Origin of the sequence: Bovifimicola ammoniilytica (assembly GCF_025567085.1) — a bacterium.
GTDB classification, from domain to species: domain Bacteria; phylum Bacillota; class Clostridia; order Lachnospirales; family Lachnospiraceae; genus Bovifimicola; species Bovifimicola ammoniilytica.
Genome location: NZ_JAOQJN010000002.1, coordinates 281,857 through 299,814, shown reverse-complemented (window position 1 = coordinate 299,814; position 17,958 = coordinate 281,857). Strand labels below are relative to the sequence as shown.

Below are 17,958 nucleotides of genomic sequence, written 5' to 3'. Positions count from 1 at the left end.
TTTTCTCACAAACCTGACTAACCTAACTGTATCTCTATCTGCTCTGAAATATTATTTATTACATCATATACTGTGCCTTTCATATTAAAGCCTGCTGCTCTTATATGACCACCACCTCCGAAATATGTTGCAATAGCACTTACATCTACGATTTCATTTGAACGCAGACTTACTTTGTATTCAAGTTCTCCAACTTCATACAGGAATATTGCACATTCAACACCTTTTGTAATTCTAAGCTGCTCTACTATTCCATCTAAATCTTTGTTAGTAATGTTATAAAAATCAAATTCACTTTTCTTTACTACAGAAAAAATACATTTACCATCATAGAACAATACGCTTTCTAATAATGCCCTTCCAAGTATCTGGTTCTGTATATAGGTCTTTGTATAAAATGTATTATCGATTATATTTGTAAAAGGAATGCCTTTTTCCATAAGTTTACCAGCAATTGTCATTGTAGCTGCCGATGTATTCGAATATTTAAACACTCCAGAATCGTGAATTATTCCAAGGTATAAAGCACAAGCCACATCATAATCCACTTTATCTTCGTCTAAAAGTGTGTATACAACTTCACTTGCTGAACTAGCCTTAGGAAATACAATGTTATCCATCGCAAATCCTGTATTGCTTATATGATGGTCTATACATAATGTTTTTTTAGCATTATTAAAATATGGCTCAAACTCACCCAATCTGTCAATGTCACTTGAATCTAATGAGATAAATAAATCATATTCTTTGTCTCCATCATAGCTGTTCTTAATCTCATCACTATATTTAAGAAATTTAAACTTATCCGGAATAGGTTCTAAATACAAATCAACATTAATATCACTATATTGATGTTTCAAATATGTATAAAGTCCCATACATGACCCGACGCAATCGCCGTCAGGTCTTATATGTCCACCCATACCTATTGTTTTCACCTTTTCTAAATAGTCAGATATTTTATTCTGTTTCAATATCATTTTCCTCACCGTCATCTTTAATATCTTTATTTACTTCATCGATAAACCTAGACATATTGACACCATATTCAATTGACTGGTCAATAATAAAAATAATTTCAGGTGTATTTCTAAGATTAATTGTATGTGCAAGTTCTCTTCTTATATAACCCTCTGCACTTCTTAATCCTTCTAATGTACTTTTCTGTGATTCTTCATCACCTAATACACTTATATATGCTTTACACTGTTTTAAATCAGGTGAAACCTCCACAGACACAACACTCGTCATAGGATTAATTCTTGGATCTTTAATCTCTCCTCTTATTATATTGCTAAGTTCACGCATTACTTCGCCATTAATACGTGTATTTTTTATGCTGTTTTTTCTCATAGACAAAACCCTGCTTTCTATAATCTATCTTGGCACTTCCTGCATAATATATGCTTCTACGATATCGCCTTCTTTTACGTCATTGAATTTTTCAAATACCAGACCACATTCATAGTTAGATTTAACTTCTTTTACATCATCTTTAAATCTCTTAAGTGATGCTAATGCACCCTCGAATATCTGCTCGCCTTCTCTTGTAATTCTTACACTGCAGCCTCTCTGGAATACACCGTCAAGTACATAAGAACCTGCGATTGTTCCAACGCCTGAAGCTTTAAATAACTGTCTTACTTCTGCGTGACCAATTACTTTCTCTTCATATACAGGATCTAACATGCCTTTCATTGCTGCTTCCACATCTGCAATTGCCTGATAAATAACTCTGTATAATCTTAAGTCGACTTTTTCTCTTTCTGCTATCTCTTTAGCGAGATTATCTGGTCGTACGTTAAAGCCTATTATAATTGCATTTGATGCTGATGCTAAGATAACGTCTGATTCATTAATTGCACCGACACCGGCATGAATAACCTTAACTACAACTTCATCATTAGATAATCTGGTAAGACTGTTCTTAACTGCTTCAACAGAACCCTGAACATCAGCTTTGACAATTAAATCTAACTCTTTAAGTTCACCTTCCTGTATCTGGTTAAATAAGTCATCTAAAGACATCTTTGCTTTAGCTTTAGAACCTTCGAGAAGTTTTTCTCTTCCGTCTTTGATAAATGTCTCAGCAAAGTTTCTTGCCTCTTTATCATTTTCTGTTGCCACAAATACCTCACCTGCATTTGGGACACCATTAAGTCCTAAAATTTCAACAGGAGTTGATGGTGTAGCTGTATTAACTCTCATTCTCTTATCATTAACCATGGCACGTACTTTACCATAAAATGAACCCGCAGCAATTGCGTCACCCACATGTAATGTACCTTTCTGTACTAATACTGTAGCGACAGGTCCACGTCCCTTATCAAGCTGTGCTTCTATTACAAGACCACGTGCCTTTCTGTTAGGATTGGCCTTAAGTTCACATACCTCTGCCTCAAGAAGAATCATCTCAAGAAGTGTATCGATACCCTCTTTAGTATGTGCTGATACAGGAACAAATATTGTATCTCCACCCCAGTCCTCAGCAACTAATTCATATTCTGCTAATTCCTGTTTAACTTTATCTATGTTAGCACTTGGCTTATCAATCTTATTAACAGCAACGATAATGCTTATTCCTGCTGCCTTTGCATGGTTAATAGCCTCTACTGTTTGTGGCATTACGCCATCATCTGCTGCAACTACTAATATAGCTATATCTGTTGACTGGGCACCTCTCATACGCATTGCTGTAAATGCCTCATGTCCAGGAGTATCTAAGAATGTAATCTGTTCGCCATTAACTGTTACTGTGTATGCACCGATATGCTGTGTAATTCCACCGGCTTCTTTAGCTATGACATTTGTCTGTCTGATTGCATCTAGAAGTGATGTCTTACCATGATCAACGTGACCCATAACACATACAACAGGTGGTCTCTTTACTAACTTGCTTTCATCTTCTTCATCTTCTCTTAATAATTCTTCAATAATGTCAACTTTTTCTTCCTGCTCTGCAATGATATCATATTCTAATGCTATCTCCTGAGCTGTATCAAAGTCAATTTCCTGATTAATTGTAACTATCTGTCCCTGCATAAATAATTTCTTAACAAGTGCAGATGGCTGAATCTTCATCTTATCAGCAAGTTCTTTGATTGTAAGTGTCTCTGGCAGAATAATCTCTTTGATTGTCTCTTCTTCTTTCACTGGTTGTTGTTTAACAGGCTGTGAATTGTTATTCTTTCCATTATTCTTTCCATTATTTTTACCATATGAATTATTACTATTCTGGTTATTATTTCTGTTATTACGGTTATTTCCATTATTTTTATTGTTCTGGTTGTTATTGTTATTATTTCTATTCTGATTATTATTTCTGTTGTTCTGATTACCGTTCTGGTTATTATTCTGACTATTTACATTATTAGAATTCCCACCATTGTTCTTATTCTTCTGGTTATTTCCATTATTTTTATTGTTCTGGTTGTTATTGTTATTATTTCTATTCTGATTATTAGAATTATAGTCATTTTTCTTATTATTCTGACCATTATTCTTTTTCTTTCCTGTAGCTGAATTATTATTACTGTTCTGTGGATTATACACCTGTGTTATATGTGCTTTTTTTCCATCATTATTATCTTTTACTGCATTTTTCTTATCTGTATTTGATGCTTCTTTTGAAGTATTTTTATCAGTATTTACTGATTCTTTTTTCTTATCTGCTTGCTTATTAACAGCTTTCTTATCTGCTTCTTTATTGTCAAATTTCTTGTCAAATTTCTTGTCTGCTTTATCATTTTCTGATTTTTTAATACCTTGACCATCCAATCCATTGAATGCTTTTCTTGCTATATCAGCCTCTTCTTCTGTAATTGAACTTGTTGGTTTTTTCTCTATTCCATTATCTGCTAAAATCTTCATTAGTGCCTTATTTTCTAATCCAAGTTGTTTAGCAAGATCATATACTCTAATATTTGCCATTCTTCTACCTCCGTTAATTTTATTCTGCTTTTATTTTGTTCACGATCGCTTTTGAAAATCCTTCATCTAACAATGCTAAAGATGCTCTCGTCTCTTTACCCATCGCATTACCTAATAGTTCTTTATTTCCATAGAAATATATTGGTACTTTATAAAATGTGCACATATTTGTAAACATCTTCTTAGTATTATCTGATGCATCATCTGCCACGATAACTAAATATGCTTTATTAGACTTTACCATTTTTTCAACTGAAAATTCTCCGCTTGCCACTTTACCTGCTTTTGTAGCTAAACCAATCATTGATAATACTTTGTTTTGCAATGCCATGCACTTCCTTTCCATATGAATTTTCTGTATAAACTTTTTAACATATATATAATTATATGCTTTCTCTTAACAAGTCATATACATAATCATCAATTTTCATTTTGAATGAACGCTCAAGGCCATGGTTTTTAATGCTTTTTTCTAAACATTCCCTAGAAGAACATATATATGCACCTCTGCCATTTTTCTTGCCTGTTTTATCAATAATAATTTCATTCTCTGCTGTTTTAAGTACTCGTATCAGTTCTTTCTTAGGTTTCATCTCACCGCAGCCTACACACTGACGCATTGGAAGTTTCTTTGTAACACTCATATATACACCTGCTTTTATTCTTCGCTAATATCTTCTGTTACTTCTGAATTTTCATTCTGCTCCTCAGCTTCTTTAGCAGCTTTTGCCTGACTTTCACTCTTAATATCAATCTTAAAGCCTGTAAGTTTAGCAGCAAGTCTTGCATTAATTCCCTCTTTACCTATTGCAAGTGATAATTGGTAATCAGGTACGATAACTGAGGCTGTCTTTGCTTCATCATCTGCAACTACTGAAATAACTTTCGCAGGACTAAGTGCATTCTCAACATAATTAGCTGCATTCTCACTGTAAGGTACTATATCAACCTTTTCACCTCTTAATTCATTAACGATTGCATTAACTCTTGCTCCGTTAACACCTACGCATGCTCCTAATGGATCTACATTCTTATTATTAGATTTAACTGTAATCTTACTTCTTACACCAGGTTCTCTTGAAACACTTACAATTTCAACTGTGCCGTCTCTGATTTCAGCAACTTCTGCTTCAAATAAACGTTTTACAAGATCAGGATGCGTTCTTGATACACAGATTTTTGGTCCCTTTGGAGTCTCCTTAACTTCAGTAATGTATAATTTAATACGTTCTGTTGGCATAAATTTCTCTGTCTTAACCTGTTCTGATTCAAGAAGTACAGCATCAGCCTTACCTAAATTAATACTAATATTCTTGCCATTTATTCTCTGTACAATACCTGTAACGATATCCTTTTCCTTAGCATAGTACTGGTCATATACAACTTTTCTTTCTTCTTCTCTTATCTTCTGTAAGATAACATTCTTAGCATTTTGTGTAGCAATTCTTCCAAATTCTTTAGAATTAACATCAACTTTAATCTCATCACCGACTTCACTGTTTATATCTATCTCTTTAGCTTTATCTAATGAAATCTCACACGATGGATCTTCAACTTCTTCTACAATTTTCTTAGTTGCAATAATCTTGAAATCTCCTGTTTCTCTGTCTACATTAACTTCTACATTATCACATTTACCATAATGATTCTTATAAGCCATTAATAATGAATTCTCAATAGCTTCGAAAAGCACTTCTTTGTTAATGTCTTTCTCCTTTTCTAATATTTCTAATGATTCAATTAATTCTCTGTTCATTTCTTTAATCTCCTTTTCTATATTTTAAAAATTCATATACATTTTCTATATTTATATCTATATTTAAAACATAATAAACAAAAACTGTCAGTTATGTCAGATATTTTACAACTTCATAATTAAAAATCTAATGCAAGTCTTACAAGTGCTATCTCACTTCTTTTAAATGTAATCTCTTCATCATTATCTTCAATTACTATCTCTTCTTTATTATATGATTTAAGAAAACCTCTATAATCTTTAGTACCATCTTTCATTCTGTAAAGTTTTATCTCTACATCTTCACCTAAACTTCTCTCAAAATCTTTATCCTTCTTAAGTGGTCTGCCAAGTCCCGGTGAACTTACTTCTAATATATATGCATCATCGATAAAATCTTCTTCATCAAGCTTATCACTCAATGCTCTGCTTATTAATTCACAGTCATCAACATTTATTCCACCTGGTTTATCAATATAAACTCTTAAATACCAGTTACTACCCTCTTTCACATATTCAATGTCTACTAATTCGAAATTGTTCTGCTCAATAAGAGGTGTAACTAACTCTTCAGTCTTTGATTCGTATAAATCTTTTTTTGACATTTTCTTTAATCACTCCTTAACTTTTTGCCTTTACAAACATTAGAGAGTGGACTTGCTTGCCCACTCTCTAAACATAATTCACTATATCATATTCAAATTATATCACTATACATATAATAATGCAAGTGATTTTTACCTGTTTCAGCCTCACGTTTTCATCTTCATACTATCAGCCAACTTTAAAATCAATATAAAATATTAAACATCATCATTTTTTAATAAATCGGGTCGTCTTTCTTTAGTTCTCTTAAGGGATTCTGCTTCTCTCCATTCATTCACTTTCTTATGGTCACCTGATAATAATACATCAGGAACTCGTCTTCCCATAAATTCAACCGGTCTTGTATACTGTGGATATTCTAACTTATCTTCTGCAAATGACTCGTATTTAGCAGATTCATCATTATTAAGAACTCCATCTACTAATCTCGATATTGTATCAACCATAACCATCGCTGGAAGTTCTCCACCCGTCAGAACATAGTCACCTATTGAAACATTATCAGTTACAATCATTTCTAGAACTCTTTCATCAATTCCCTCATAATGTCCACATAAGAATACTAAATCTTCCTCTTCTGATAATTTTTCTGCCATTCTCTGGTTAAATACATTACCCTGTGGAGTCATATATATAACTCTTGGTTTCGCATCTGTTAACTGGCAAATTTTCTCTTCTATTGATTTATATGATAAATACACTGGTTCCGCTTGCATAACCATACCTGCGCCACCACCATAAGGATAATCATCTACCTTGTGATGCTTATTAGTTGCAAAATCTCTTATATTTACAACGTTTAATTCTATATTACCATTTTTTATAGCGCGACCAATTATACTTGTATTTAAACAATCCTCAACCATCTCAGGAAATAATGTTAATATGTGAAATCTCATAAATCTAATAACCCTTCCATAATATGTACCCTCATTATTCCCTCATCAATATTTATATCTTTAATACATTCCTTAATCGCAGGAAGAAGAAGCTCTTTCTCTCCAAATTCTTCATTTGCTTTCACTTCATAAACATCATTTGCACCTGTCTGTAATACATCAATAAGTATTCCAACTTCCCTGTCTTCATCACTTATAACTTTTAATCCAATTAAATCTGCAATATAATATTCATTTTCTTCAAGTGGAATTGCTTCTTCTCTTGTTACATACAAGTCCATTCCTTTATATTTTTCAACATCATTTATATCATCAATGCCTTTGAATTTAACAATTACAAATTGTTTAAAATATCTTACACTGCTAATTTCTAATTCTATTAATTCACTTGTGGAATTACCTCTTAAACCTTTTTTGCAAAACTCTACATATACTTTCTTCAACTTACTAAATCTTTTAGGTTCGTCTGTTGTCGGATAAACCTTTACTTCTCCTTTAATTCCATGAGTTGATGAAATAACTCCGACTCTGAACATATCACTTGTTTTATCCATTCTTACCTCCATATATTATATAATAGTGCTTTCAGAATATATATCATATCCAATATAGCTCATAGCAATCCTTTTAATCTTAATCAGTTATTTTTCCTCTGATTATAATTATCATTTCAATATCATATAACAAAAGCTATCACAAAACAAATATTATGTGATAGCCTTTTATATTACTGTACTATTTCAACAATAACTTTTTTGTTCTCTTTAAAAGCTGCGGCTTTAACAACAGAACGAATTGATTTAGCAATACGTCCTTGTTTGCCAATAACTTTTCCCATATCTGATGGGGCAACCTTTAATTCAATAACTGTTCCCTTTTCATCTTCATGTTCAGTCACAACAACTTCATCAGGAGAGTCCACTAGTGCCTTTGCAAGTATTTCTACTAATTCTTTCATTACTACTACACCTCCACTAGCCACTATTTTTCAATACCAGCCTGTTTTAATAACTTAGCTACTGTGTCTGTTGGCTGAGCACCATTGTTTAACCATTTCTGTGCTAATTCAGCATCAATCTTAACTGCACTTGGTTCAACATTTGGATCATAAGTACCGATTTCTTCGATGAACTTACCATCTCTTGGTGATCTTGAATCTGAAACTATTACTCTATAAAAAGGAGCTTTTTTCTGTCCCATTCTTCTTAATCTAATCTTTACTGCCATTGTCTTTTCACCTCCTTAGGTTTTTTATGTGTATGTTAAAAAGGAAGTCTGAATCTGCCTTTTTTACCACCTTTTTTGCCCATCATTCCGGACATCTGCTTCATAAGCTTTTTACTTTGTTCATATTGCTTCATAAGTCTGTTGACCTCCGCAATATCAACACCTGCACCTCTTGCAATTCTATTCTTTCTAGATACATTAATAATTGCAGGATTACTTCTCTCTTCTGGTGTCATAGAATAAATAATTGCTTCTGTTCTGCCTAATACTTTTTCATCTGGCATCTGAGCACCTTTTAGCTGATCACCCATTCCTGGAATCATACTGATAATATCTTCTAATCCACCCATTTTCTTTATCTGCTGCATCTGTTCAAGATAATCATCAAATCCAAATTCAGCTTTCTTGAATTTCTTCTCTAACTCTTTAGCTTTCTCTTCATCAACAACAGCTTCAGCTTTCTCAATCAGTGTGAGTATATCACCCATACCTAATATTCTAGAAGCCATTCTGTCAGGATAAAACTGTTCTAAATCCGAAAGTTTTTCTCCCATACCAATATATAAAATAGGCTTTCCTGTAACTGCTCTGATTGACAGTGCAGCACCACCTCTGGTATCACCATCTAATTTAGTAAGGATTACACCGTCAATTCCAATCTTCTCATTAAATGTTCCGGCTACGTTAACTGCATCCTGACCTGTCATGGCATCTACTACCAAAATTGTCTGGTCAACTGTTACATTTTCCTTAATCTCTATAAGTTCGTTCATCATATCTTCATCAATATGCAAACGACCAGCTGTATCAATAATAACGACATTATTACCATTTTTCTCAGCATGTTCAATTGCCGCTTTTACAATATTTACAGGCTTATGACCTGTTCCTATTGCAAATACTTCAACGCCTTGCTTCTCACCATTTATCTGTAACTGCTCAATTGCTGCTGGTCTATATATATCACATGCAGCAAGTAAAGGTTTTCTTCCTTTAGCTTTAAGCTTTCCTGCTATCTTAGCCGTAGTAGTCGTCTTACCTGCACCCTGAAGTCCAGTCATCATGATTACAGTTATCTCATTCTGTGGTCTTAACTTAATCTCAGTTGTCTCACTTCCCATTAATGAAACCATTTCTTCATTAACAATCTTGATAACCATCTGACCCGGAGTAAGACTTGTCATTACTTCCTGACCTATAGCTCTTTCCTCTACAGACTTAACGAATTTCTTAACAACCTTAAAGTTTACGTCAGCCTCTAATAAAGCCATCTTAACTTCTTTAAGTGCTGCCTTAACATCTGCTTCTGAAAGTTTTCCCTTGCCTCTTAAGTTTTTAAATATATTCTGAAGTTTATCTGATAAACTTTCAAATGCCATACTATTCCTCCATACTGAAGTTATATTTCACTAAGTATCTTGTCAGAAATACTTATAATCTCATCAATTTCTTTCAAATTATTATTAACTTTACATTCATTAGAATATTTCTTGATAAGTTCAACATCTTTCTTAGTCTGCATAAATCTTTCAACTAAGTGTAACTTATCTTCGTAATCTCTAAGTATCTTATCGCATCTTTTAATCAAATCATGTACACCCTGTCTGGAAATGCCTTCTTCTCTGGCAATTTCACTAGGTGACATATCATTAAATACAACATCTTCATATATATTCTTCTGATGTTCAGTAAGCAATTCACCATAGAAATCATATAACATTGACTGTTCAACTATCTTAATCAAGTCTATCCCTCGCTTCGTCAAGTTGCTTTACTTGACATAGTATATAATACAAAGAAAAATATGTCAAGTGTTTTTTCTTGACATATTTTTTTGTATTATATACTTATGAAATTATAAACATATTTTTGCCATAATTTTTGGCTTCATAAAGATTTCTGTCTGCTTTCTTATAAAGTGCATCTGTTTCTTTACAATCCTTATCTACAATAGCTGCACCTATACTGCATTGAATATTTAAAGTTTCATCACCTTCTGTATATTCAAATCTTATACGTTTAAGTAATCTTTCGATTCTCTTTTTAGCTTTTTCAACATCGCCACATTTTTTAAGCAGAAAAACAAACTCATCTCCACTTAATCTTCCAACAATATCGTCATTATCCACATTTTCGAATAACAAATCTGCGACTCTCTTAAGCACAACGTCACCAGCCATATGTCCAAATGTATCATTTACATTTTTAAAATCATCTATATCTAAGATACCATATACACTGTTTTGTTCTCTTACTCCGCTTAAGAATTCTTTAATCATGCTGCTCGAATACTCTTTGTTATAAATATGTGTAAGTGAATCTCTCTGTGATTTATATATATAATCTAACTCAAGTCGCTTACGATTATCTATGTTTCTAAACATTATAAAAACACTGTCTATATTATCTAATCTATCATTTGGAATAAAGACTACAACCATTCTTATCCATATATAACCTTTTTCCTTATTCTTGATTCTTATGTCATCTTCTACCACATATTTACCTGATTTGATACGTTTAAATATATCATTGCTTCTAAATATATCTAATAATTCTGTATCCTCTTGCATAACAGAATTACTACACATATGCCAGAACCACTGGTCCAGGTTTGTAAAATTTGTTTTTACTCCAAATAAATCAAAATATTTATCTGAATCGTAATAAAGTTTATTTTTTTCATTATCATATATGATTACTACATCATACATGCAATTAAGCAATTTTCCATACACTGATTGAAATCGGCTATCATTTGTTAAATCACCTTTTAAAATATTATCTTTCGGTGAATTCCTTACTTTTTCCATTTTCTGTTTTCCCTCCGTCATTCATATATACAGATTATTGTATTTTGAATTTGACAAATATAATCATTAATCCTAACTATCTATGTGACTTATAATACAGGCACCTCTAATTTAGGATTATATCCTTTCGTCTCTAAAGCTTTAATAATTTTCGCCTTATGTTCATTTCCGAATGACTCAAGTGTAATCTTAAGCTCTACTGCTGCATTTCTGTTAATGCTTACAAACTGGTTATGTTCAAGTTTAACGACATTTCCCTGTGCCTCTGCGATAACGTTTGCAACCTTAACAAGTTCACCCGGCTTATCTGGAAGTAATACAGAAATTGTAAATATTCTTCCTCTTTCAATAAGACCATGCTGAAGTGTTGAGGACATTGTAATAATATCCATATTACCACCACTAAGTATTGATACAACTTTTTTCTTCTTAAAATCTAAATGTTTAAGTGCTGCTACAGTAAGTAAACCTGAATTCTCAACTACCATCTTATGGTTCTCAACCATATCAAGGAATGCAACTATTAACTCTTCATCAGGTATTGTAATAATATCATCAAGATTCTTCTGGATATATGGGAATATCTTTGTACCAGGCGTCTTAACTGCTGTACCATCAGCAATAGTATTAGCACTGTCTAATGTTACAACCTTGCCTGCTTTCAACGAAGCCTTCATACAACTTGCACCTTCTGGCTCTACACCTATTACCTTGACATTAGGATTTAATAATTTAGCAAGTGTACTTACACCTGTTGCTAAACCGCCGCCACCAATTGGAACTAATATATAATCAACTGTTGGAAGTTCTTTAAAAATTTCCATTGCAATTGTTCCCTGACCTGTTGCAACGTCCAAATCATCAAACGGATGAATAAATGTTAATCCATCTTTTTCTGCAAGTTCATATGCTTTTGCACATGCCTCATCATATACATCACCATATAATACAACTTTCGCACCATAACTCTTTGTTCTGTTAACTTTCATAAGTGGAGTCGTAGTAGGCATTACGATTGTTGCTGGTACACCGTATAATTTAGCTGCATATGCTACACCCTGTGCATGGTTTCCTGCTGATGCAGTAATAAGTCCTTTCTTTCTGTCCTCTTCTTTTAATGTACTGATTTTATAATATGCACCTCTTACCTTATATGCACCTGTAAACTGCATATTCTCAGGTTTCAGATATACTTTATTACCTGTCTGTTCACTAAGATAATCACTATATACAAGTTTTGTCTTTGTGATTACTTTTTTAACTACTTCTGTTGCTTCTTCAAATTTTTCAAGTGTCATCTTATCCATATCTCTATTCTTCTTTCTAAATATTTTTATTCATTTGATGATTCTGTATTAAACAATGCATCGACAAAACTGTTAGCATCAAATTTCTGTAAATCCTCGATTTTCTCTCCAATCCCAATATATTTGACAGGGATTCCGAGTTCGGATTGAATTGCCACAGCGATACCACCCTTTGCAGTACCATCCATTTTAGTCAGGATTACTCCCGTTATATCTGCACATTCCATAAACTGCTTAGCCTGTGCTAATGCATTCTGTCCTGTTGTTGCATCTAATACTATGAAATTTTCTCTATATGCTTCACTATATTCCTTTTCAATGATTCTGTCAATTTTTTTTAGTTCAGCCATAAGATTTTTTTTGTTATGAAGTCTTCCTGCAGTATCGCAGATAAGAACATCTGCTTTTCTGGCTTTTGCTGCCTGAATAGCATCATATATAACCGCTGCCGGGTCTGAACCTTCCTGTTGTGCAATTATATCTGTACCTGCTCTGTGCGCCCATTCCGTAAGCTGTTCAATAGCTGCTGCCCTGAATGTATCTGCCGCTGCCATTATTACTTTCTTACCTTTGCCTTTTATCTGTGCAGATAATTTACCAACTGAAGTAGTCTTACCCACACCATTTACACCTATAACAAGTACAATTGACTTTCTGTCCTCGAATTCATAAGCATTCTCGCCTATGTCCATCTGCTCTTTAATACTGTCAATTAAGAGCTGCTTACATTCCTTTGGATCTTTGATTTTGTTAGCTTTTACTTTCTCTTTTAAATCATCAATAATCTTCATCGTAGTGGCAACACCTAAGTCACCCATTATAAGTATCTCTTCGATTTCATCATAGAAATCATCATCAATACTTGAAAATCCACTAAATATATTGTCAATTCCGGATACAATGTTATCTCTTGTCTTAGTAAGTCCTGATACTAACCTTCTAAAAAAACCTTTCTTTTCTTCACTCATATAATTCTCCATTCCGCAGGCACATAGTGCTGGAGAAATCGCAAGTCAAATATCAGATTTAGCTCTGCGATAGATTCTAAATGTGGTGCCTGCAACACATTTAGCTGTGTAAAAGAATTGGTGCATCAACACAATTCTTTCACACTATTCTCCTTTTCTGGTTATACGCCTAATTTGTCAGTTCTGCATCTAATAAATCAACAGAAACGAGTGTAGATACACCTTTCTCCTGCATAGTTATACCATATAGTCTGTCTGCTGCCTCCATCGTACCTTTTCTATGGGTAATGACTATAAACTGCGTGTATTTAGTTAATTTATGAAGATAATTAGCATATCTTGAAACGTTCGAATCATCTAGGGCCGCCTCAATTTCATCAAGAAGACAGAATGGAGATGGCTTAAGATTCTGAATAGCAAATAATAACGCAATCGCTGTAAGTGCTTTCTCACCACCAGATAACTGCATCATATTCTGAAGTTTCTTACCAGGTGGCTGTGAAATGATTGTTATTCCTGCCTCTAAAATATCCTCGTCTTCATTCAGTTCTATAGTACCCTTACCACCACCAAATAATTCCTTGAATACCTTATCAAACTCTGTACGAATCTGTGCAAATTTCTCTGTAAACTGTGCCCGCATACCTTTATCTAATTCGTCGATAATCTGAATTAATGATTTCTCTGCCTCTACTAAATCATCATGCTGTGTCTTTAAGAATTCATATCGTTCAGAAACACTCCTATATTCTTCAATAGAGTTAACATTTACGTCGCCGAGTCCTCTTATTTTAGCCTTTAATTCAGCAATATTCTTCTTAAGTTCAGGAAGATTATTATATTCATCATTCTTAAGTTCTAATGCGATATTATATGTGATTTCATATTCATTCCACATATAGTTAATCTGGTTATCCTGCTGTTCTTCTAACTTCTCGCGTTGACTGTTCAATCTGTAGATTTCTTTATCTAACTGATTCATTTTCTCTGACAAACTTTCACGCTTAGCAAAGAAATCTTTATGTTCATTAGACTGCTTCTCTTTCTTCTGATACAATTCAGTAATTTCTTCAGAATATTTATTAAATGATTTATCAGCCTCTTCAATTGATTTCTTAATATTATCAATCTCATCTAGTTTATTCTGGACATCCCCATAAGAATCCTCAACATTTTTCTGAATATTCTCAAGTTCAGCATTATTAGTCTCTATTTCACCATCAATACGTCTGATATTCTCTGCAACAAAAGTAACTTTCTGGTTCATTTCCATAAATTCTAACTTCATACTGTCTACTTTCTCGCTCTGGGCAGCTTCTTTTGCTTTTTCTTTCTCCATATCCTCTGTAAGAGATTTTATCTTCTCTTCTAAGGCTGTATTCAGATCCTCATAGGTCTTTAATTCAGAATTAAGTTCACTGTTACTTTCCTTAATTTCTGAAATCTGTATTCCGATTTCAGCATTTTCTCTCTTGAAATCTTCGAAAGAGGTCTGTAATTCGTCACGCTTTTCAGTTGCCTGATTAAGATTTAACTTAATTGTATTCTGTAAAATGAACTGTTCCTGCAATACTTTCTTAATTTTATCAAGTTCATTAGTATACTCTAACAGCTGACTCTTATATTGTTTAATAGCTTCTTCACATTTCTTATAATTTTCCTGATTCTCTTTAATGCTCTTCTCTAAATCTTCAATCTCTCTTCTACGTCCAAGAAGATTACTTGAATTTCTGAAAGCACCACCTGACATTGAACCACCTGCATTAAGCAATTCGCCCTCAAGTGTAACAATCCTTAATGTGTAGTTATATTTTCTTGCAATTATCAAAGCATTATCAACATGGTCTACTACAACTATTCTTCCTAACAGATATTTTGCAATAGCCTCATATTCTTTCTTAATATGCACAAGGTCACAGGCAAGTCCTAACACGCCTCTTTCATTTAATACTCTTTCATTGTTAAAGCCTGTCCTGTTAGCAATACTGCTAAGTGGAAGAAATGTTGCTCTGCCGAATTTGTTCTTCTTAAGATATTCAATTAATTCTTTAGCAGTATTTTCTGTATCAGTAACCACATTCTGTATACTACCTCCTAATGCAGTTTCGATAGCTACTTCATATTGCTTATCAACCTTAATAATATCAGCAACTACACCGATTACACCTTTCTTCTGCTCTTTAACTTCCATTATCTTTCGAATACTGTTACCATATCCCTCATATCTCTCAGTAATATTCTTAAGAGACTCTAACTTAGAATGGTTACGCTGGTATTCCATAGATAAATCTTTAGATTTCTTATCTAACTCTGAAAGATTTCTGTTATTCTCACTTATATTATCAGTAATCTCATCATTCTTTTTCGAAAGTTCGATAATCTGCATGCTCACATCTTTCAAATCACTTTCAAATTCTTCAATTACCTTATCCTGACTCTCTCTGTCACTTGAGAATTTAATTAGTTTCTGGCTTATCTCAGATTTTCTTATAGAAACCTGTTCAAGCATTGTATCATATCTCTGTATTTTTGATTTAACGGCTGACTTCTGATTTAACAAATCAATAATTTCATTCTTCGCTTCTTCAATTTCAGCTAAAATAGATTCAATATTTTCAGAAATTCCTGCTAAAGCATCAAATTCTTTCTTACGCGTCTCATCAGCTTCTTTTAATATGCTGTTGATGTTATTCTTCTCATTAACATAAGACTCTTTCTCTTTCTGTAATTCAGTTAGTTTATCATTAATAGCCTTAATTCTTTCCTTAATATGCAAATCATTCATTTTAGCTGAATTAATCTGCTCATTTAATAATCTGATTTCACCATCATATTTCTCTTTTAACAACTGAATCTTATTTAATTCATTTTTCTTCTCATCCACATCAGAAGTAATCTCTTCAATCTCTAATTCTAACTGTTCATATTCAGTTTTAATTCTTTCAAATACTTTCTTAGTCTCTTCTAAATCATTAACAGCAATCTCGTTCTTACCGTCAAGTTCGGATAACCTGTTCTTAATGTTCTCAACTTCTAACAAGAACATATTAATATCATTTGCTTTAAGTTCTTCTTTGTATTTCAAATATTCTCTGGCTTTTTCAGACTGTTTCTCTAATGGCTTAACCTGTTTTTCTAATTCGCCTAGGATATCATTAACACGTACTAAATTAGCCTGTTCATCATCAAGCTTCTTCTGTGTCATTATCTTTCTGCGCTTATATTTAACAATACCTGCCGCTTCATCAAAAAGCTCTCTTCTCTCTTCCGGCTTTCCTGATAAAATCTTATCTATCTGTCCCTGTCCGATAATAGAGTATCCCTCTTTACCGATACCAGTATCATAGAATAATTCGTTTATATCTTTTAGACGGCTTACTGTACCATTAATCATATATTCACTTTCACCTGAGCGGAATAATCTTCTTGATACTGTAACTTCGTCAAAATCTATTGCCAGTGAATGATCAGAATTATCAAGTGTTATGGCAACATAAGCAAAACCAAGTGGTTTTCTGTTCTCTGTTCCCGCAAAGATTACGTCCTCCATCTTCGCACCACGAAGCTGTTTTATTCTCTGCTCACCAAGAACCCATCTTACTGCATCGGCCACATTACTCTTACCACTTCCATTTGGTCCGACAATTCCTGTAATACCATTATGAAATTCAAAATTTATCTTATTGGCAAATGATTTAAAGCCCTGAACCTCTATACTCTTTAAGTACATATATTAACAACCTTTCTGTCATTACATTTATCTTTTCTTTAATTTCTTAATGGCATTATATGCTGCCTGCTGTTGGGCATTTTTCTTAGTTCTGCCAATCCCATTTCCGATAACTTTATTATCTAACATACAATTAACTTCATATTCTTTAAGATGATCAGGTCCGTCTTCTCTGACCACAACATAACTAAGCTCACCAAGCTTATACTTCTGTATAATCTCTTGAAGAACTGTCTTGCTGTCGTGAAATAATTGTTTATTCTCTATATCACTTACAACATATTTGTATACAAATTCTCTAGCATGTTCTATTCCACCATCTAGATATATTGCTCCTAAGAGTGCCTCAACTGCATCTGATGTAATCGATGCCCTTTCTCTTCCACCTGTATTCTCTTCACCATTGCTAAGTAAAATATATTTACCAAGGCCTAATTCCTTAGCTACAGCAGCAAGTGGATATTCACTTACAAGACTCGCTCTTAATTTTGTAAGTTCTCCTTCTGGTTTATTTGGAAAATTATCATACAGATACTCACTTGAGATTAATTCCAATACAGCATCTCCTAAAAATTCTAATCTCTCATTACAACTGAATTTACTCATCTTATTATCATTTGCATAAGAACTATGTGTCATTGCCCTGTATAATAACTCTAAATTTTCAAATTCATACCCTATTATGTGTTGAATTTCTTCTATTCTATATTCCATTTCTATCCTTCCTGCTTAAAAAAACGTAT

The 17,958-nt window shown here is 33.2% G+C and carries 18 protein-coding genes; all 18 read right to left on the bottom strand.

Features of this window, described 5'->3' with window-relative positions; all coding sequences use genetic code 11:
- Positions 1-17: 17 nt before the first annotated feature.
- The 18 genes from OCV48_RS03215 to rnc all read right to left on the bottom strand — a co-directional run bounded on the left by OCV48_RS03215 (position 18) and on the right by rnc (position 17,929).
- On the bottom strand, positions 18-974 hold the full coding sequence (locus tag OCV48_RS03215; protein ID WP_394803221.1) for a DHH family phosphoesterase: 957 nt from the start codon (positions 972-974) through the stop codon (positions 18-20).
- The gene (gene rbfA, locus OCV48_RS03210; protein WP_021982523.1) at positions 961-1,353 is read right to left on the bottom strand and encodes a 30S ribosome-binding factor RbfA; all 393 of its coding nucleotides are present in this window, start codon (positions 1,351-1,353) and stop codon (positions 961-963) included. Before rbfA ends, OCV48_RS03215 begins: the two co-directional genes overlap by 14 nt.
- A gap of 24 nt (positions 1,354-1,377) precedes the next feature.
- Positions 1,378-3,930 carry a translation initiation factor IF-2 gene (gene infB / locus OCV48_RS03205; protein WP_147591122.1) on the bottom strand — a complete coding sequence of 851 codons (2,553 nt, stop codon included), beginning with the start codon at positions 3,928-3,930 and terminating at the stop codon, positions 1,378-1,380.
- A gap of 19 nt (positions 3,931-3,949) precedes the next feature.
- Complete coding sequence (locus tag OCV48_RS03200) at positions 3,950-4,261, bottom strand: L7Ae/L30e/S12e/Gadd45 family ribosomal protein (protein WP_147591121.1); 312 nt, start codon at positions 4,259-4,261, stop codon at positions 3,950-3,952.
- A gap of 52 nt (positions 4,262-4,313) precedes the next feature.
- Positions 4,314-4,574, bottom strand: a complete 261-nt coding sequence (gene rnpM, locus OCV48_RS03195) for an RNase P modulator RnpM (RefSeq protein WP_021982526.1) — start codon at positions 4,572-4,574, stop codon at positions 4,314-4,316.
- A 14-nt stretch (positions 4,575-4,588) separates the two neighbouring features.
- Entirely contained in the window at positions 4,589-5,686 is a 1,098-nt protein-coding gene (gene nusA, locus OCV48_RS03190; RefSeq protein WP_021982527.1) for a transcription termination factor NusA, read from the bottom strand.
- Positions 5,687-5,805: 119 nt separating this feature from the next.
- Positions 5,806-6,270 (bottom strand): ribosome maturation factor RimP, encoded by a 465-nt coding sequence (locus OCV48_RS03185; RefSeq protein WP_021982528.1) that lies wholly within the window; start codon positions 6,268-6,270, stop codon positions 5,806-5,808.
- A 198-nt stretch (positions 6,271-6,468) separates the two neighbouring features.
- Entirely contained in the window at positions 6,469-7,170 is a 702-nt protein-coding gene (gene trmD / locus OCV48_RS03180) for a tRNA (guanosine(37)-N1)-methyltransferase TrmD (protein WP_147591120.1), read from the bottom strand.
- Positions 7,167-7,724: a ribosome maturation factor RimM gene (rimM, locus tag OCV48_RS03175; RefSeq protein WP_147591119.1), complete on the bottom strand. Its 558-nt coding sequence runs from the start codon at positions 7,722-7,724 to the stop codon at positions 7,167-7,169. The genes trmD and rimM overlap by 4 nt, the downstream gene beginning before the upstream one ends.
- A gap of 173 nt (positions 7,725-7,897) precedes the next feature.
- A complete protein-coding gene (locus tag OCV48_RS03170) occupies positions 7,898-8,128 on the bottom strand; it encodes a KH domain-containing protein (protein ID WP_021982531.1) in 231 nt (76 codons plus the stop codon).
- A 23-nt stretch (positions 8,129-8,151) separates the two neighbouring features.
- Entirely contained in the window at positions 8,152-8,397 is a 246-nt protein-coding gene (gene rpsP, locus OCV48_RS03165; protein ID WP_021982532.1) for a 30S ribosomal protein S16, read from the bottom strand.
- Between the two features lie 35 nt (positions 8,398-8,432).
- Complete coding sequence (gene ffh / locus OCV48_RS03160; RefSeq protein ID WP_021982533.1) at positions 8,433-9,776, bottom strand: signal recognition particle protein; 1,344 nt, start codon at positions 9,774-9,776, stop codon at positions 8,433-8,435.
- A gap of 20 nt (positions 9,777-9,796) precedes the next feature.
- Entirely contained in the window at positions 9,797-10,141 is a 345-nt protein-coding gene (gene ylxM / locus OCV48_RS03155; RefSeq protein ID WP_147591118.1) for a YlxM family DNA-binding protein, read from the bottom strand.
- A 103-nt stretch (positions 10,142-10,244) separates the two neighbouring features.
- Positions 10,245-11,210 carry a GGDEF domain-containing protein gene (locus tag OCV48_RS03150; RefSeq protein WP_262558769.1) on the bottom strand — a complete coding sequence of 322 codons (966 nt, stop codon included), beginning with the start codon at positions 11,208-11,210 and terminating at the stop codon, positions 10,245-10,247.
- Positions 11,211-11,299: 89 nt separating this feature from the next.
- Entirely contained in the window at positions 11,300-12,508 is a 1,209-nt protein-coding gene (ilvA, locus tag OCV48_RS03145) for a threonine ammonia-lyase (RefSeq protein WP_394803227.1), read from the bottom strand.
- 35 nt (positions 12,509-12,543) lie between these two features.
- On the bottom strand, positions 12,544-13,485 hold the full coding sequence (gene ftsY, locus OCV48_RS03140; RefSeq protein WP_021982537.1) for a signal recognition particle-docking protein FtsY: 942 nt from the start codon (positions 13,483-13,485) through the stop codon (positions 12,544-12,546).
- A 169-nt stretch (positions 13,486-13,654) separates the two neighbouring features.
- Positions 13,655-17,215: a chromosome segregation protein SMC gene (gene smc / locus OCV48_RS03135; protein ID WP_147591115.1), complete on the bottom strand. Its 3,561-nt coding sequence runs from the start codon at positions 17,213-17,215 to the stop codon at positions 13,655-13,657.
- Between the two features lie 27 nt (positions 17,216-17,242).
- The gene (rnc, locus tag OCV48_RS03130; protein WP_021982539.1) at positions 17,243-17,929 is read right to left on the bottom strand and encodes a ribonuclease III; all 687 of its coding nucleotides are present in this window, start codon (positions 17,927-17,929) and stop codon (positions 17,243-17,245) included.
- Positions 17,930-17,958 lie beyond the last annotated feature (29 nt).

What these genes read in the sequence shown, in the direction of transcription:
- trmD (WP_147591120.1), bottom strand. Translation starts at nt 7,170, where the DNA reads ATGAGATTTCACATATTAACATTATTTCCTGAGATGGTTGAGGATTGT.
- ftsY (WP_021982537.1), bottom strand. Translation starts at nt 13,485, where the DNA reads ATGAGTGAAGAAAAGAAAGGTTTTTTTAGAAGGTTAGTATCAGGACTT.
- smc (WP_147591115.1), bottom strand. Translation starts at nt 17,215, where the DNA reads ATGTACTTAAAGAGTATAGAGGTTCAGGGCTTTAAATCATTTGCCAAT.
- rpsP (WP_021982532.1), bottom strand. Translation starts at nt 8,397, where the DNA reads ATGGCAGTAAAGATTAGATTAAGAAGAATGGGACAGAAAAAAGCTCCT.
- rnpM (WP_021982526.1), bottom strand. Translation starts at nt 4,574, where the DNA reads ATGAGTGTTACAAAGAAACTTCCAATGCGTCAGTGTGTAGGCTGCGGT.
- OCV48_RS03200 (WP_147591121.1), bottom strand. Translation starts at nt 4,261, where the DNA reads ATGGCATTGCAAAACAAAGTATTATCAATGATTGGTTTAGCTACAAAA.
- rnc (WP_021982539.1), bottom strand. Translation starts at nt 17,929, where the DNA reads ATGGAATATAGAATAGAAGAAATTCAACACATAATAGGGTATGAATTT.
- infB (WP_147591122.1), bottom strand. Translation starts at nt 3,930, where the DNA reads ATGGCAAATATTAGAGTATATGATCTTGCTAAACAACTTGGATTAGAA.
- OCV48_RS03170 (WP_021982531.1), bottom strand. Translation starts at nt 8,128, where the DNA reads ATGAAAGAATTAGTAGAAATACTTGCAAAGGCACTAGTGGACTCTCCT.
- OCV48_RS03150 (WP_262558769.1), bottom strand. Translation starts at nt 11,210, where the DNA reads ATGGAAAAAGTAAGGAATTCACCGAAAGATAATATTTTAAAAGGTGAT.
- nusA (WP_021982527.1), bottom strand. Translation starts at nt 5,686, where the DNA reads ATGAACAGAGAATTAATTGAATCATTAGAAATATTAGAAAAGGAGAAA.
- OCV48_RS03185 (WP_021982528.1), bottom strand. Translation starts at nt 6,270, where the DNA reads ATGTCAAAAAAAGATTTATACGAATCAAAGACTGAAGAGTTAGTTACA.
- rimM (WP_147591119.1), bottom strand. Translation starts at nt 7,724, where the DNA reads ATGGATAAAACAAGTGATATGTTCAGAGTCGGAGTTATTTCATCAACT.
- ffh (WP_021982533.1), bottom strand. Translation starts at nt 9,776, where the DNA reads ATGGCATTTGAAAGTTTATCAGATAAACTTCAGAATATATTTAAAAAC.
- ilvA (WP_394803227.1), bottom strand. Translation starts at nt 12,508, where the DNA reads ATGACACTTGAAAAATTTGAAGAAGCAACAGAAGTAGTTAAAAAAGTA.
- rbfA (WP_021982523.1), bottom strand. Translation starts at nt 1,353, where the DNA reads ATGAGAAAAAACAGCATAAAAAATACACGTATTAATGGCGAAGTAATG.